Source organism: Halomonas sp. HG01, from assembly GCF_000968715.2.
Classification (GTDB): domain Bacteria; phylum Pseudomonadota; class Gammaproteobacteria; order Pseudomonadales; family Halomonadaceae; genus Halomonas; species Halomonas halophila.
Genome location: NZ_CP022134.1, coordinates 2,917,876 through 2,932,460, shown reverse-complemented (window position 1 = coordinate 2,932,460; position 14,585 = coordinate 2,917,876). Strand labels below are relative to the sequence as shown.

Here is a 14,585-nt window from a genome sequence, read left to right as displayed (position 1 = left end):
TTGGGCAGCAGTCTAGCTCAAGGCTTTCGCCCACATGATGATGACGGTCAAGTCGGGAGCGGGCGGCGTGTCGATCTTGCGCTGCCGCCTGGCGTGAACCGTCGTTCTTGTATGTTATACGGCCAGATTAAATGTATTCATTAAGTGTATACAATGAGTGAGTTCAGAAAAAGTTTCCATCTCGACGCCCTCGGGCCGCTGGACGTCACCGGCGAGGCGCGCCATGGCCAGCTGCTGCTGGCGCATGGTGCCGGCGCCGGCCAGGACGCGATGTTCATGCAACGCCTGAGAGCGGCGCTGGCCGAGCGGGGCGTGCAGACCCTGGCCTTCGAGTTCGCCTATATGCAGCGCATGCGCGAAGAGGGACGGCGTCGGCCGCCGCCGCGGGTCGAGCGGCTGGTCGACGAGTACGCCGCCTGGCGCGATGGCGTACGGCATCTTGCTTCGGGGCCGCTGTGGCTGGGCGGCAAGTCCATGGGCGGCCGGGTGGCCAGCCTGCTGGCGGCCCGCGACGGCGCCGATGGCCTGGCGCTCTGCGGCTATCCCTTCCACCCGCCGCGCAAGCCCGAGTCGCTGCGTCTCGATCACTGGCCGAGCCTGGCTTGCCCGACGCTGGTGGTGCAGGGCACGCGGGATCCCTTCGGCACTCGCGAGGAGGTGGCGCAATATGCGCTGCCCGCCGGCGTCGAGCTGCACTGGCTGGAGGACGGCGAGCATGACTGGAAGCCACGTCGAGCCTCGGGACGCGATCAGGCCGCCCTGATCGCCGAGGGGGCGACGGCCATCGCCGAGGCCATGGCGCGGGATGCGTCCGGGGACTGATAGCGGCCAAGTGGATGAATGGCCTGCCGTTCTGCGCCGCCCGTTCGCCACGGGGATGAAAAAAACGCGTTGACAATGAACGCAGTTTCCGTAGAATGCAGCGCCATGTGACCGGGGGTGGTTAGCTCAGCTGGGAGAGCACCAGCCTTACAAGCTGGGGGTCACAGGTTCGATCCCTGTACCACCCACCACTGTCGAAGACAGTGGCCGATTGCATCGCAGAAACGAGTGCGGACCGGTAGTTCAGTTGGTTAGAATGCCGGCCTGTCACGCCGGAGGTCGCGGGTTCGAGTCCCGTCCGGTCCGCCAGCGTTTTCTGTACCGCATCATCACTTGCGGACCGGTAGTTCAGTTGGTTAGAATGCCGGCCTGTCACGCCGGAGGTCGCGGGTTCGAGTCCCGTCCGGTCCGCCACGATGACGCACAATCTAAGCAGTACCGCGTGGGCGATTAGCTCAGTTGGTTAGAGCACCAGCCTCACATGCTGGGGGTCACTGGTTCGAGTCCAGTATCGCCCACCACGCGGACCGGTAGTTCAGTTGGTTAGAATGCCGGCCTGTCACGCCGGAGGTCGCGGGTTCGAGTCCCGTCCGGTCCGCCATCTGCTCAGAATTCCAAAGCCCCGTGGCTCACGCCACGGGGCTTTTCTGTTGTCTGGAACCTGGTTTTTTCGTTCGAATGCCTCGGGCTTTTCCTGGCGAATGCCGAGGCGGCTTTTGCGCTGCCCGCGGGACTGTCATACAGTTGTTTTAATTTCCTGTCGACGCTCCGAGGTGGCTCGAACGTGGCTGACTTTCCGCATCTGTTTCGCCCCATCGAACTGGGCCCGCTGCGCCTGCCCAACCGGGTGGTGATGGGCTCGATGCATACCAACCTGGAGGAAATGCCCGGCGGTTTCTCGCGCCTGGCCGCCTTCTATGCCGAGCGTGCCCGGGCCGGCGTATCGCTGATCGTCGGCGGCGGCATCGCGCCCAACGCGGAGGGTGCCGTGTTCGACGGCGGCGCCACCCTGGAGCGCCCGGAGCAGGTGGCCGAGCACCGGCGCCTGGTCGAGGCGGTGCATGTCGAGGGCGGTCGCATCTGCCTGCAGATCCTGCACGCCGGCCGCTACGCCTACACCGATGCGCCGGTGGCGCCCTCGGCGATCCGCGCGCCGATCAACCCTCGCCCGCCTCGTGCCCTGAGCGCGGCGGAGATCGAGCGCACCCTGGACGACTACGTGCGCTGCGCACGCCTGGCCCGGGAGGCCGGCTACGATGGCGTGGAGGTGATGGGCTCCGAGGGCTATCTGATCAACCAGTTCGTCTGCCGGGGGACCAATCATCGAGAGGACGAGTGGGGCGGTCGCTTCGTCAACCGCATCCGCTTCCCGGTGGAGGCAGTGCGGCGCATCCGCGAGGCCCTGGGGGCCGAGGCCCTGATCCTGTTCCGGCTGTCGATGATCGACCTGGTGGAGGAGGGCAGTACCCATGACGAGGTGGTCGCCCTGGGGCGCGCGGTGGCCGAGGCCGGCGCCGATGCGATCGACGGCGGCATCGGCTGGCACGAGGCGCGGGTGCCGACCATCGTCACCAGCGTGCCGCGGGCGCTGTTCGCCGAGGTGTCGCGGCGCATGCGCGACGCGCTGCCGGTGCCGCTGATCGCCACCAACCGCATCAACATGCCCGAGGTCGCCGAGCGATTGCTGGCCGAGGGCCATGCCGACCTGATCTCCATGGCGCGTCCCTTCCTGGCCGATCCGGCCTGGGTGACCAAGGCCCGGGAGGGACGGGTCGACGAGATCAATACCTGCATCGCCTGCAACCAGGCCTGTCTCGATCATACCTTCCAGGGCAAGCCGACCTCGTGCCTGGTCAACCCGAGGGCCGGCCATGAGACCGAGCTTGCCATCGTGCCGGCGGCGTCGATGAAGCGCGTCGCGGTGGTGGGCGGCGGTCCCGCCGGGCTCGCCGCGGCGGTCACCGCCGCCGAACGCGGTCATGCGGTGACGCTGTTCGAGCGTCAGGCCGAGCTGGGCGGCCAGTTCAATCATGCCCGGCAGATTCCCGGCAAGGAGGAGTTCGAGGAGACGCTGCGTTATTTCCGCACCATGCTGGAGAAGCGTGGTGTCAGCGTGCGGCTCGCGACCGACCCCGGGCTCCACGAGCTGCGTGGCTTCGACGAGGTGGTGCTGGCCACCGGCGTTCGGCCGCGGGCCCTCGAGCTGCCGGGCATCGATCATCCCAAGGTGGTGTCCTACCCGCTGGCCATCCAGCATCCCGAGCGGGTGGGCGCACGGGTGGCGATCATCGGTGCCGGCGGCATCGGCTTCGACGTGGCGGAGCTGCTGACCCATGCCGGCCATCCCGCCCTGGACGCCGACGCCTGGTGCGACGAGTGGGGGGTGGACCTGACGGTGACCGCGCCGGGAGGACTGCGCGCGGCCGAGCGGCCGCCGGTGCCGCGGACGGTGACCCTGCTGCAGCGCAAGACGTCGAAGCCCGGTGCCGGGCTCGGCGTCACCACCGGCTGGGTGCATCGCGCCTCGTTGCGCCATCGCGGCGTGGAGATGCTGGCCGGCTGCGAGTACGTCGGCATCGACGACACCGGCTTGCATGTCCGCGTCGAGGGCGAGCCGCGCCTGCTCGAGGTCGACAGCGTGGTGATCTGCGCCGGTCAGGAATCGGTGCGCGACCTGCTCGAGCCGCTGGGCGAGGCGGGCGTTTCGGTCCACGTCATCGGCGGCGCCGACCGGGCCGCCGAGCTCGATGCCAAGCGCGCGATCGACCAGGGCGTGCGGCTGGCTGCCACGCTCTAGAGGAGGGAATGAGCCGCGTTCGTTGAAAATCTGCACGCCCCGGGATGAACCGCTTCGGCTTCGCGGGCTCATAGGAAGTGTAGCCCTGCGTTGAAGATTTCGGGCGTCATCGTCCGGTCGCGCTGACTACGCTGAAGCTACCGACCCGGCCGAGAGGGCCAGGATTGCCAGGCCGGAGCCCCGGGCTTTAAGGAGGCATCGATGAGCATCTTCGATCATGTGCAGAACCGCTTCGAACGCACCCTGCAGGAGGAAATGAGCCTGCAGGAGTACCTGGAACTCTGCCGTGAGGACCCCTCGGCCTATGCCAGTGCGGCCGAACGAATGCTGGAGGCCATCGGCGAGCCCGAGGTGATCGACACGGCCAAGGACCCTCGCCTGTCGCGTATCTTCTCCAACAAGGTCATCCGTCGCTATCCGGCCTTTTCCGAGTTCTACGGCATGGAAGAGGCGATCGAGCAGATCGTCGCCTACTTCCGCCATGCCGCCCAGGGGCTCGAGGAGAAGAAGCAGATCCTCTACCTGCTCGGCCCGGTCGGTGGCGGCAAGTCATCGCTGGCCGAGCGGCTCAAGCTGCTGATGGAGCATGTGCCTTTCTATGCCATCAAGGGCTCGCCGGTGCAGGAGTCGCCGCTGGCGCTGTTCTCGCCGGAGCATGACGGCGAGCTGCTCGAGAAGGAATACGGCATCCCGCCGCGCTGCCTGAAGAGCGTGATGTCGCCCTGGGCCGCCAAGCGCCTCAAGGAGGCCGGTGGCGACATCAGCCAGTTCCGGGTGGTGCGGCTCTATCCGTCGCGGCTGAATCAGATCGCCATCGCCAAGACCGAGCCCGGCGACGAGAACAACCAGGACATCTCCTCGCTGGTCGGCAAGGTGGACATCCGTCAGCTCGAGCTCTACTCCCAGGACGATCCGGATGCCTACAGCTTCTCCGGCGGCCTGTGCCGGGCCAACCAGGGCCTGATGGAGTTCGTCGAGATGTTCAAGGCGCCGATCAAGGTGCTGCATCCGCTGCTGACCGCCACCCAGGAGGGCAACTACAACCCCACCGAGGGCATGGGCGCGATCCCGTTCGACGGCATCGTGCTGGCGCACTCCAACGAGAGCGAGTGGCAGGCCTTCCGCAACAACCGCAACAACGAGGCCTTCCTCGACCGGGTCTATATCGTCAAGGTGCCCTACTGCCTGCGGGTGACCGAAGAGATCAACATCTACAAGAAGCTGCTCGAGCACTCCTCGCTCAACGAGGCGCCCTGTGCGCCGGACACCCTGCGCATGCTGGCCCAGTTCTCGGTGCTCTCGCGGCTCAAGGAGCCGGAGAACTCCAGCGTCTATTCCAAGATGCGGGTCTATGACGGCGAGAACCTCAAGGACACCGATCCCAAGGCCAAGTCGATCCAGGAGTACCGCGACGCCGCCGGCGTCGACGAGGGCATGGACGGGCTGTCCACGCGCTTCGCCTTCAAGATCCTGTCCAAGGTGTTCAACTTCGACAACCACGAGGTGGCGGCCAACCCGGTGCACCTGCTCTACGTGCTCGAGCAGCGTCTCGAGCAGGAGCAGCTGCCCAAGGAGACCTTCGAGCGCTATCTGCGCTTCATCAAGGAGTTCCTGGCTCCGCGCTACGTGGACTTCATCGGCAAGGAGATCCAGACCGCCTATCTCGAGTCCTACTCCGAGTACGGTCAGAACATCTTCGACCGCTACGTCACCTACGCCGACTTCTGGATCCAGGATCAGGAGTACCGCGATCCGGAGACCGGCGAGCTGTTCGACCGCCAGTCGCTCAACGAGGAGCTGGAGAAGATCGAGAAGCCGGCGGGCATCTCCAATCCCAAGGACTTCCGCCACGAGGTGGTCAACTTCGTGCTGCGGGCCCGGGCCCAGAACAACGGCATGAACCCGAGCTGGCAGTCCTACGAGAAGCTGCGCGGGGTGATCGAGCACAAGATGTTCGCCAACACCGAGGAGCTGCTGCCGGTCATCTCCTTCAACGCCAAGGCCTCCACCGCGGACCAGAAGAAGCACGAGGATTTCGTGGCCCGCATGGTCGACCGCGGCTACACCGAGAAGCAGGTGCGCCTGCTCTCCGAGTGGTATCTGCGGGTACGCAAGTCGCAGTAGCCGTCGAGGGCCGCACGGGGCGCCGAGGCATGGCGCTCCGTGAGGACGCAGGGCAGCCCAGGAGGTCCGCATGACCTACTTCATCGACCGCCGTGCCAATGCCAGGCACAAGAGTGCGGTCAATCGTCAGCGCTTCCTCGATCGCTATCGCACCCATATCAAGCGGTCCGTCGAGGAGGCGGTCAATCGCCGCTCCATCACCGACATGGAGCGCGGGGAGAAGGTGTCGATTCCCGCCCGGGACATCTCCGAGCCGGTGTTCCAGCACGGGTCCGGCGGCAAGCGCTCGATCATCGCCCCCGGCAACAAGGAGTTCGTCGAGGGCGATCGTCTGCGTCGCCCCGGCGGGGGAGGCGGCGGCGGATCCGGCGAGGGCAGCGCCTCCAACCAGGGCGAGGGCATGGACGAGTTCGCCTTCACCCTGTCCCGCGAGGAGTTCCTGGACTTCGTGTTCGACGGCCTGGAGCTGCCGCACCTGGAGCGCAAGAACCTGGTCGACCTCGACGAGGTGCGCCCGGTGCGGGCCGGCTTCACCCGTGACGGGGTGCCGGCCCGTATCAACATCGTGCGCTCGATGCGCGAGGCTCATGCCCGGCGCATCGCCATGCGCGGGCCGATTCGCCGGGCCCTGCGCGAGGCCCAGGAGGCGCTGGAGGCCGAGGAACGCAAGGATCCGGTGCTGCGCAATCCGGCGCGCATCGCCGAGCTCAAGGCCGAGGTCGAGCGGCTCGAGAAGCGTCTCGAGGCGGTGCCGTTCATCGATACCTATGACCTGCGCTACAACAATCTGGTCAACCAGCCCCAGCCGTCGAGCAAGGCGGTGATGTTCTGCGTGATGGACGTCTCGGGCTCCATGACCCAGGCCCACAAGGACATCGCCAAGCGCTTCTTCCTGCTGCTCTACCTGTTCCTGGAACGCAACTACGAGAAGGTCGAGCTGGTCTTCGTGCGCCACCACACCGCCGCCAAGGAGGTCGACGAGGAGGAGTTCTTCTATTCCCGGGAGACCGGCGGCACCATCGTCTCCAGCGCCCTGACCCTGGTCGACGAGATCATCACCGACCGCTACCCGCCGACCCAGTGGAACCTCTACGTGGCCCAGGCCTCCGACGGCGACAACTGGGACGACGACTCCCTGACCTGTCGCGATCAGCTGGCCAATACCCTGATGCCGCGGCTGCAGTACTTCACCTACGTGGAGATCACGCCGCACGCGCATCAGGCCCTGTGGGAAGAGTACGAGAAGGTCGAGGCCGAGTATCCCGAGCGCTTCGCCATGCGGCAGATCGTCGAGGCCGGCGACATCTATCCGGTGTTCCGCGAGCTGTTCCGGCGCCGCACGGTCCAGTCCTGAGGCGAGGCCAAGGAGGCAGCATGACCGAACGCAAGCCCATCGCCAGCGGCTCCGACTGGAACTTCGAGGTCCTGGAGCGGTTCGAGACGGAGATCGCCCGGCTGGCCGACGAGTATCGGCTGGACACCTACCCCAATCAGATCGAGATCATCACCACCGAGCAGATGATGGATGCCTACGCCAGCGTGGGCATGCCGGTGGGCTATCATCACTGGTCCTTCGGCAAGCAGTTCCTGGCCGTGGAGCAGGCCTACCGGCGTGGCCAGATGGGGCTGGCCTACGAGCTGGTCATCAACTCCGATCCCTGCATCGCCTACCTGATGGAGGAGAACACCCTGATGATGCAGGTGCTGGTGATGGCCCACGCCTGCTACGGCCACAACTCCTTCTTCAAGGGCAACTACCTGTTCCGCACCTGGACCGACGCCGGTTCCATCGTCGATTACCTGCTGTTCGCCCGGCGCTACCTCGCCGAGTGCGAGGAGCGTCACGGCGTGACCGCGGTCGAGCAGCTGCTCGACGCCTGCCATGCCCTGCAGAACTACGGCGTCGACCGCTACAAGCGGCCCTCGCCTATCTCCGCCGAGGAGGAGGCGCGTCGCCAGCAGGAGCGCTCCGACTACCTGCAGGCCCAGGTCAACACCCTGTGGAGCACCATTCCCGGGCGGCCGAGCGAGGAGGGGCATCAGGAGGACGGTGATGCGGAGGATCCGCTCGGCCTGCACGCCGGCGGGCGCTACCCTCCCGAGCCTCAGGAGAATCTGCTCTACTTCATCGAGAAGAATGCGCCGCTGCTGGCGCCCTGGCAGCGGGAGGTGGTGCGCATCGTGCGCAAGCTCGCCCAGTACTTCTATCCCCAGCGCCAGACCCAGGTGATGAACGAGGGCTGGGCGACCTTCTGGCACTACACCCTGATGAATCGCCTCTACGACGACGGCCTGGTGGACGAGGGGCTGATCCTGGAGTTCCTGCAGTCCCATACCTCGGTGGTCCATCAGCCGGCCTTCGACAGCCCCCACTACAGCGGCATCAATCCCTACGCCCTGGGCTTCGCCATGTTCACCGACCTGCGGCGGATCTGTGAGCATCCCACCGACGAGGATCGGCGCTGGTTCCCCGAGATCGCCGGCAGCGACTGGCTCGAGACGCTGCACTTCGCCATGCGCAACTTCAAGGACGAGTCCTTCATCCAGCAGTACCTGTCGCCCAAGGTGATTCGCGACCTCAAGCTGTTCATGGTGCTTGACGACGACCGTGACGAGATGCTCGAGGTCACCGCCATCCATGACGACCGTGGCTATCAGCGCATCCGTGATGGCCTGGCCGTGCAGTATGCGCTCTCGGTGCGCGAGCCCAACATCCAGGTCTGGTCGGCGGACATCCGCGGCGACCGCTCGTTGACGCTGCGCCACGTGCAGGACAACCGTCGCCCGCTGGCGCGCAGCGTCTATCCGGTGATGCGCCACCTGCACCAGCTGTGGGGTTTCCCGGTGAAGCTCGAGTCTCTGGAGGACGACGAGGTGGTGCGTCGCTATCACTGGCCGCTGCCGGAGGACGAGCAGAAGGACGCCTGAGGCAGGCCCGAACCCGGCTCAGGCGTGACCGGCCCGCCCCTCGGGGCGGGCCGCTGGTGCTTGGGGTGGGCCGGTTGGAGGCGAGATGGGCGGTGGTCAGGCCTGGGCGGTCCAGGACTGGCACCAGCCGCCCGGGGCGACGCTGTTCTGCGGGAACAGCTGGCAGCCCTGGGTATCGGCCTGGTAGAACATGCAGTTGGCGCAGGTCTCGCCTTCGGCGTAGGCCGGATGATCGCTGGCGTCGGCGGCGATCTCGACGTAGTTCAGGGCCTTGGCCTGGTCGCTCTCGGGGTTCAGCGGTGGCAGATCCTGGGCGAAGCTGCGCGTCGACAGCACGCCGATACCCAGTGGCAGGGCGGCGAGGCCCAGCAGACTGTGGCGCATGAAGTCGCGACGGCTGGGGTTGGCCATGAGGGTTCCTCCTGAGGGTCACGGTTGATGTCAGGCTCGGCGGCCGGTGAGCCGGCTCTTGGCGTCTCGTTCCCGCCGTGTGGCGCGCGTGCGGCAGGCGGGATCGGCTCATTCAGCGTAGCCGAGCCCGGGAAGGGCGACGAGCGCTCGGGAAGTGCCGGGGCCCCCGTCGGGCGAGGACGCTGTTATACTCGCCGCCGTGAACCGCTATTCGAGGGAGATTGCCCCATGCAGAATGCCGTCATCCTGATCAACACCGAGAAGGGGCAGGTCAAGTCCGTGGCCGAGCGTCTGGCCGAGGTGGAAGGCATCAGCGAGGTCTTCTCCACCTGCGGGCGCTACGACCTGGTCGCCATCGCCCGGACCCGCGACTTCGAGGGGCTGGCGGAGCTGGTGACCGGGCGTCTCAACGACGTCGAGGGCATCCGCGAGACCGAGACCCTCAATGCCCTGCAGGTGCACTCGCGCCACGATCTCGAGACCATGTTCGCGCTGGGCTGGTAAGGCCCGCCGGTGCTGCAACGCCTCCTTCGCCTGCCTTCATGGCGCGGCTCGCTGCGCCGCCTGGGCATCGCCGCGCTGTTCGCGGCGGTGGGCAGTGGGCTGTGGTACATGGAAGAGCGCGAGGTGCGCGAGCGCCTCAGCTGGATGGGCGTGCCGACCTGGGAGCGGCTGACGCCGCTGAGCGTTCATCGCGTGCTGCGCAACGACGGCTTCCTGGTGGGCTGGTCGGACGTGCGGGTCAGCCCGCTGTGGGCCAGCTACGTGCTGTACGCCGATCGCGTGGCGGAGGTCGGCGATCGCCCGGGATTCCGTCGCGACTGGCGAACGCTCTGGCCCGTCACCCCGGACAGCTATCTGCGTAGCGGCTATGACCGCGGCCATCTGGCGCCCAACTATGCCATCGCCCGGGTGCATGGTCCGTCCGCCCAGCATGATACCTTCCTGATGAGCAACATGGCGCCTCAGCGACCGGATCTGAACCGCCGGCTCTGGCAGCGCCTGGAAGAAGTCGTGATCGACCGCTTCGTGCCGCAGTATGGCACCCTGCAGGTCATTACCGGGCCGATCTTCGCATCGGAGTTCACTCAGGGCATGTTGAATCGGGTTGGCCTGGTGGAGGTGCCCGTGGCCTTCTACAAGATCCTGGTGGTGCCGGGGGAGCATCCTCGTGCGCTGGCCTTCGTGATGCCGCAGAGCGTGCGTGGCGACGAGCCGCTGGATCGCTTCGTGGTCAGCATCGATCGCATCGAGACGCTGACCGGGCTGGATTTCTTCCCGGATCTCCCCGAAGCCGTCGAGCGCGAGCTGGAAGGGCGGGTGGATACCCGAGGCTGGGGACTCGAGGCGGTCGCCGATCTGCCGGGACGCTTCGACTGAGCGAGGCGAGCCGTCATCGATGGCGCAGCAGGGGAGCGGGCAGGGAGGATGAGTGCATCGTCGGTTTCCGGCGGCCAGAAACGCAAAAAACCGCAATGTGTGCGGCCGGAGATAATAAGACGATATAGCGATGTGGGGGTTCGAGGATATGGCCTCGAAGTACGGCTCTTGTCTGCATAACGCGAAATGGTGCCCAGGAGAGGACTTGAACCTCCACGTCCGTAAGGACACTAGCACCTGAAGCTAGCGCGTCTACCAATTCCGCCACCTGGGCGCGTCATGCATATTCGTCGTGTTCCGAGCCATCGCTTGAGCGATGAATGGTGCCCAGGAGAGGACTTGAACCTCCACGTCCGTAAGGACACTAGCACCTGAAGCTAGCGCGTCTACCAATTCCGCCACCTGGGCGAAACACGAGCGAATCGAGCTTTTAAAGAGCGTGATACCTGACGATGCTGCTGACAGTGTATCGAATTGGTGCCCAGAAGAGGACTTGAACCTCCACGTCCGTAAGGACACTAGCACCTGAAGCTAGCGCGTCTACCAATTCCGCCATCTGGGCAAGTGGCGCGTATATTACCGTAAATTTTCGGTGATGCAACCCCTCGTGTGTCGGCAGGTGGCTTTTTTTGCGTCTCCGGTCCCTTTATCGGCCGGCACATGGTTGGGTGCGCCCTTGCGCAACGCTATACTGCCGCCATGACAAGAGACCCCTATTGCATCACTGCATGCCCGCGGCGCGTGAGCGCCACCCTCCTTACGTCGTCCCCGACCCTGCCAAGGATGCTCTCCGCATGAATCACTGGACGCTCAGCGACGATCTGCACGCCAGCCGCGAGGCCCACAAGTACGACAAGCCGGCGCCCAGCCGCGAATACCTGCTGGCGCGGCTCGAGGAATACGGCAAGCCGATCACCCACGAGGCCATGAGCGAGATGCTGGGCCTCGAGGACGAGGATCTGCAGGAGGCCGTGCGCCGCCGGCTGTCGGCCATGGAGCGCGACGGCCAGGTGCTGCGCAATCGCCGCGGCGCCTATGCGCTGATCGACAAGCTCGACCTGATCAAGGGCCGGGTACTCGGCCACCGCGACGGCATCGGCTTCCTGCTGCGCGATGACGGCAAGAAGCCCGACCTGGTGCTGCCGCCGCGCCAGATGCGCCGCGTGTTCCATAACGACCACGTGCTGGTGCGCATCAGCGGCCGCGACCGCCGCGGCCGCGACGAGGCCACCATCGTCGAGGTGCTGGCGCGCAATACCCAGAACATCGTCGGCGTCTATCGCGAGAACACCCCCGAGTTCGGCGTGCTGATTCCCGAGAATCCGCGCATCGCCCAGGAAATCATCATTCCGCATAACGCCAACGGCGGCGCCCGCGACGGCCAGGTGATCTCGGCCGACATCGTCAAGCAGCCGGCCACCCGCGTGCAGCCGGTGGGCCATGTTACCGAGGTGATGGGCGAGCGGATGGATCCGGGGATGGAGATCGACATCGCCATCCGCAGCTACGAGATCCCGTCCGAGTTTCCGCCTGAGGTGCAGGACCAGATCGCCGGCATGTCCGCCGAGGTGGCCGAGGAAGACAAGGCGCACCGCGTCGACCTGCGCCACCTGCCGCTGGTGACCATCGACGACGAGTCCGCCCGCGACTTCGACGACGCCGTCTGCGCCTGGCAGACCAAGTCCGGCAGCTGGAAGCTGCTGGTGGCCATCGCCGACGTCTCCCACTACGTGCGTCCTGGCAGCCCCCTGGATCAGGAGGCGATCAGCCGCGGCAACTCGGTGTATTTCCCGGGTCAGGTCGTGCCGATGCTGCCGGAGCTGCTGTCCAACGGCCTGTGCTCGCTGAACCCGGACGTCGACCGCCTGGCGATGGTCTGCGAGATGAACATCTCCCAGAAGGGCGCCATCAGCCGCTATCGTTTCTACGAGGCGGTGTTCCGTTCCCACGCGCGCCTGACCTACAACAAGGTCGCCTCGATCCTCGACGACGAGGACGAGCAGGGCGACGCGCTGCGTGAGCAGTACAGCGAGCTGGTCAAGCCGCTGAACGACCTGCACTCCCTCTACAAGGTGCTGCGCGGTGCCCGCGACGAGCGCGGCGCCATCGACTTCGAGACCACCGAGACGGCGATCGTCTTCAACGACGAGCGCAAGATCGAGAAGATCGTGCCGCGTTCGCGCAACGACGCCCACAAGATCATCGAGGAGTGCATGCTGGCGGCCAACGTCGCCACCGCGCGCTTCCTCGACAAGCACGACCTGCCGGCGCTGTATCGCATCCACGAGCGGCCCTCGCCGGAGCGCCTCGACAAGCTGCGGCTGTTCCTCAACGAGCTGGGCCTGTCGCTGCCCGGTGGCGACGAGCCCACGCCCCAGGACTACCAGACCCTGGCCGAGACCATCCGCGGCCGCGAGGACGCCGACATCATCCAGACGGTGATGCTGCGCTCCATGAGCCAGGCGGTCTACTCGCCCCAGAACGAGGGGCACTTTGGCCTGGCCTATCCGGCCTATGCCCACTTCACCTCGCCGATCCGTCGCTACCCCGACCTGCTCGTGCACCGGGCGATCCGCTCGGTGATCCGCGGGCCGCGCCAGACCGCGACCGTGCTGCGCGAGGAGGGCGCACCGGTGGAGCCGCCGAGCAAGTGGTGCCCCTATACCTTCGAGCAGATGCTCGAACTGGGCGAGCACTGCTCGATGACCGAGCGGCGCGCCGATGACGCCACCCGCGACGTCGAGAGCTGGCTGAAGTGCGAGTTCATGTCCGACAAGCTCGGCGAGGTCTACAGCGGCACCATCGCCTCGGTGACCCAGTTCGGCATCTTCGTGCGCCTCGACGAGTTCTTCGTCGAGGGCCTGGTGCACGTCACCTCGCTGCCCTCCGACTACTACCACTACGAGGCCGAGAAGCATCGCCTCAAGGGCGAGCGCAGCGGCATGAGCTATCGCCTCGGCGACGGCGTTTCGGTGCAGGTGGCGCGGGTCGACCTGGACGATCGCAAGATCGACTTCGAGCTGGCCGACGACCAGCCCAGGCCGCAGCGCAAGTCGCGCAAGCGCGGAGGCTCGCAGGGCAAGGGTAGTGGTCAGGGCGGCGCCCAGGGCCAGTCCTCGGGCGACGGCGAGAAGAGCGGCGGCAACAAGCGTCGCCGCCGCGGCCCGCGTCGTCGCTGAGGCCGATGCCGGGATGTCGAGAAGAACCGAGATGTCGATGAAAGCGAAGAACAAGCCCGCGCCGCGCCGCGGGCCCAAGATGCCGAACGGCCTGGATGCCGTCTACGGCGTGCACGCGGTGCGGGCGCTGCTCGATCGGGGAGAAGCCCCGCGCGAGCTTTGGCTGCAGGAAGGGGAGGCCGGTGGCCGTCTCGTCGAGCTGGTCGATCAGGCTCGGGCACGCGGCGCCCGGGTCAGTGCCCATCCCCGCGACGACCTGGATCGCCTCGCCCAGGGGGCCGCCCATCAAGGCATCGTGGCCTTCTGCCCGCCGCTGGCCTTCGAGGCCGAAGCCGCGCTGTGGCATCGCCTCCAGGGCTGGTCGAACGCCGAGGCGCCGCTGCTGCTGGTGCTCGACGGGGTGACCGACGTGCACAACTTCGGCGCCTGCCTGCGCAGCGCCGACGCCGCCGGTGCCCACGGCGTGGTGGTGCCCAAGGACAAGTCGGCGCCGCTCAACGCCACGGTGCGCAAGGTGGCCTGTGGCGCCGCCGAGAGCGTGCCGGTCTATCAGGTCACTAACCTGGCTCGTGCGCTGGGCAAGCTCAAGGCGCTCGGCGTGTGGATCACCGGCACCGCCGGCGAGGCCGAGGCGAGCCTGTTCGAGGCCGATCTGGCCGGGCCCACGGCGCTGGTGATGGGCGCCGAGGGCAAGGGCATGCGCCGGCTGACCCGCGAGGCCTGCGACCAGCTGGTCAAGCTGCCCATGGCCGGCAGCGTCTCGAGCCTCAACGTTTCGGTGGCCACCGGCATCGGCCTGTTCGAGGCGGTCCGGCAAAGAAGCTTGAAGCCATAAGCTTAAAGAGCGGTGCTTCGCACCTGGAAGAACGCCCGCTTCGCGGGCTTGAGCCGGAAGCTTGAAGACAATCCTTGACCCCATGATGGCGGAGTTCATGCTGTCTTCC

The 14,585-nt window shown here is 66.4% G+C and carries 10 protein-coding genes and 8 tRNA genes; 14 read left to right on the top strand and 4 right to left on the bottom strand.

Annotated elements, in window-relative coordinates:
- Window positions 1–153: 153 nt before the first annotated feature.
- From UN84_RS13945 to UN84_RS13900, 10 genes are all read left to right on the top strand, one after another.
- On the top strand, window positions 154–822 hold the full coding sequence (locus tag UN84_RS13945) for an alpha/beta family hydrolase (RefSeq protein WP_046078225.1): 669 nt from the start codon (window positions 154–156) through the stop codon (window positions 820–822).
- A 115-nt stretch (window positions 823–937) separates the two neighbouring features.
- A tRNA-Val gene (locus UN84_RS13940) sits at window positions 938–1,013 on the top strand.
- Between the two features lie 41 nt (window positions 1,014–1,054).
- A tRNA-Asp gene (locus UN84_RS13935) sits at window positions 1,055–1,131 on the top strand.
- A gap of 28 nt (window positions 1,132–1,159) precedes the next feature.
- Window positions 1,160–1,236: transfer RNA gene (locus UN84_RS13930), tRNA-Asp, on the top strand.
- A 30-nt stretch (window positions 1,237–1,266) separates the two neighbouring features.
- Window positions 1,267–1,343, top strand: a tRNA-Val gene (locus UN84_RS13925).
- A gap of 3 nt (window positions 1,344–1,346) precedes the next feature.
- Window positions 1,347–1,423: transfer RNA gene (locus tag UN84_RS13920), tRNA-Asp, on the top strand.
- 252 nt (window positions 1,424–1,675) lie between these two features.
- A complete protein-coding gene (locus UN84_RS13915) occupies window positions 1,676–3,619 on the top strand; it encodes an NADPH-dependent 2,4-dienoyl-CoA reductase (RefSeq protein WP_237022399.1) in 1,944 nt (647 codons plus the stop codon).
- Window positions 3,620–3,820: 201 nt separating this feature from the next.
- Window positions 3,821–5,743 (top strand): PrkA family serine protein kinase, encoded by a 1,923-nt coding sequence (locus UN84_RS13910; RefSeq protein ID WP_016853659.1) that lies wholly within the window; start codon window positions 3,821–3,823, stop codon window positions 5,741–5,743.
- A gap of 70 nt (window positions 5,744–5,813) precedes the next feature.
- Window positions 5,814–7,097, top strand: a complete 1,284-nt coding sequence (locus tag UN84_RS13905) for a YeaH/YhbH family protein (RefSeq protein WP_035597439.1) — start codon at window positions 5,814–5,816, stop codon at window positions 7,095–7,097.
- A gap of 20 nt (window positions 7,098–7,117) precedes the next feature.
- Window positions 7,118–8,671, top strand: coding sequence for a SpoVR family protein (locus UN84_RS13900; RefSeq protein WP_046078223.1), 1,554 nt, complete (start codon window positions 7,118–7,120; stop codon window positions 8,669–8,671).
- Between the two features lie 96 nt (window positions 8,672–8,767).
- Here the strand turns inward: UN84_RS13900 and UN84_RS13895 are convergent, their stop codons facing one another.
- Window positions 8,768–9,082 carry a high-potential iron-sulfur protein gene (locus UN84_RS13895; RefSeq protein ID WP_173835019.1) on the bottom strand — a complete coding sequence of 105 codons (315 nt, stop codon included), beginning with the start codon at window positions 9,080–9,082 and terminating at the stop codon, window positions 8,768–8,770.
- Window positions 9,083–9,310: 228 nt separating this feature from the next.
- Between UN84_RS13895 and UN84_RS13890 the strand changes: the two genes are divergently transcribed.
- Together UN84_RS13890 and UN84_RS13885 are read left to right on the top strand one after the other, a co-directional pair.
- Complete coding sequence (locus tag UN84_RS13890) at window positions 9,311–9,586, top strand: Lrp/AsnC family transcriptional regulator (RefSeq protein ID WP_016853663.1); 276 nt, start codon at window positions 9,311–9,313, stop codon at window positions 9,584–9,586.
- A 51-nt stretch (window positions 9,587–9,637) separates the two neighbouring features.
- Complete coding sequence (locus UN84_RS13885; RefSeq protein ID WP_046078433.1) at window positions 9,638–10,462, top strand: DNA/RNA non-specific endonuclease; 825 nt, start codon at window positions 9,638–9,640, stop codon at window positions 10,460–10,462.
- Window positions 10,463–10,649: 187 nt separating this feature from the next.
- Here UN84_RS13885 and UN84_RS13880 read toward each other — a convergent pair.
- The 3 genes from UN84_RS13880 to UN84_RS13870 form a co-directional block, all read right to left on the bottom strand.
- A tRNA-Leu gene (locus UN84_RS13880) sits at window positions 10,650–10,736 on the bottom strand.
- A 47-nt stretch (window positions 10,737–10,783) separates the two neighbouring features.
- A tRNA-Leu gene (locus tag UN84_RS13875) sits at window positions 10,784–10,870 on the bottom strand.
- A 67-nt stretch (window positions 10,871–10,937) separates the two neighbouring features.
- Window positions 10,938–11,024, bottom strand: a tRNA-Leu gene (locus UN84_RS13870).
- 232 nt (window positions 11,025–11,256) lie between these two features.
- On the opposite strand from UN84_RS13870, the gene rnr reads away from it, so the two are divergent.
- Both rnr and rlmB read left to right on the top strand, forming a co-directional pair.
- Entirely contained in the window at window positions 11,257–13,641 is a 2,385-nt protein-coding gene (gene rnr / locus UN84_RS13865) for a ribonuclease R (protein ID WP_035596678.1), read from the top strand.
- 37 nt (window positions 13,642–13,678) lie between these two features.
- Window positions 13,679–14,476, top strand: coding sequence for a 23S rRNA (guanosine(2251)-2'-O)-methyltransferase RlmB (gene rlmB / locus UN84_RS13860; protein ID WP_046078220.1), 798 nt, complete (start codon window positions 13,679–13,681; stop codon window positions 14,474–14,476).
- The last annotated feature ends 109 nt before the right edge of the window (window positions 14,477–14,585 follow it).

Coding starts and splice junctions, on each gene's coding strand:
- UN84_RS13900 (WP_046078223.1), top strand. CDS start 7,118: ATGACCGAACGCAAGCCCATCGCCAGCGGCTCCGACTGGAACTTCGAG.
- UN84_RS13910 (WP_016853659.1), top strand. CDS start 3,821: ATGAGCATCTTCGATCATGTGCAGAACCGCTTCGAACGCACCCTGCAG.
- rlmB (WP_046078220.1), top strand. CDS start 13,679: ATGAAAGCGAAGAACAAGCCCGCGCCGCGCCGCGGGCCCAAGATGCCG.
- UN84_RS13945 (WP_046078225.1), top strand. CDS start 154: ATGAGTGAGTTCAGAAAAAGTTTCCATCTCGACGCCCTCGGGCCGCTG.
- UN84_RS13915 (WP_237022399.1), top strand. CDS start 1,676: ATGGGCTCGATGCATACCAACCTGGAGGAAATGCCCGGCGGTTTCTCG.
- UN84_RS13890 (WP_016853663.1), top strand. CDS start 9,311: ATGCAGAATGCCGTCATCCTGATCAACACCGAGAAGGGGCAGGTCAAG.
- UN84_RS13895 (WP_173835019.1), bottom strand. CDS start 9,082: ATGGCCAACCCCAGCCGTCGCGACTTCATGCGCCACAGTCTGCTGGGC.
- UN84_RS13905 (WP_035597439.1), top strand. CDS start 5,814: ATGACCTACTTCATCGACCGCCGTGCCAATGCCAGGCACAAGAGTGCG.
- rnr (WP_035596678.1), top strand. CDS start 11,257: ATGAATCACTGGACGCTCAGCGACGATCTGCACGCCAGCCGCGAGGCC.